General features: G+C 64.3%; 1 pseudogene. It reads left to right on the top strand.

The annotated features are described in order from the left end of the window. Positions 1 to 278, top strand: a pseudogene (locus tag DM807_RS27560) (hypothetical protein); the annotation flags it as partial. Positions 279 to 428 lie beyond the last annotated feature (150 nt).

Below are 428 nucleotides of genomic sequence, written 5' to 3'. Positions count from 1 at the left end.
GCGAACCCAACTGGTGGCACAAGCCACTGCACGCCATCTGCCTAACCCCAGCGCAAGCCTGGCAACACTATGCGCCTTGGCGAACCGGCGAGCCCGGTGAAATGCAGGGCAAAAAGAACTGGCAATTGCCGTTCTGGGCCGTGCTGTTCCCCTATAACCTCACCGTCGCTATCTGCTGGTACGGCATCTGCCGCCTGTTCAACGTCCGAGCGGCGCCACCGCCCCCAGAAGCGTTCGAGGAAGCCCCAGCGCGTTCAACCAAAAGGAAGCGCGCATGAGCGGAGCCTCCGTCAGCAGTGCCACCTCTGGTCCCGCCTGCAGTGCACGCATCCCCATCCTGCCAGTGCGCTATGCCATCGTGCCGCGCACCGGCGACTCCCCCGCCTACCGCTATGCCGACGCAGGCCTCAACCTCGAACAAGGCTTCG

Source organism: Pseudomonas hunanensis, from assembly GCF_013393325.1.
Lineage (GTDB): Bacteria > Pseudomonadota > Gammaproteobacteria > Pseudomonadales > Pseudomonadaceae > Aquipseudomonas > Aquipseudomonas putida_P.
Note: the sequence above shows the minus strand (reverse complement) of the source record. Positions and strands in the feature narration are given on the sequence as shown.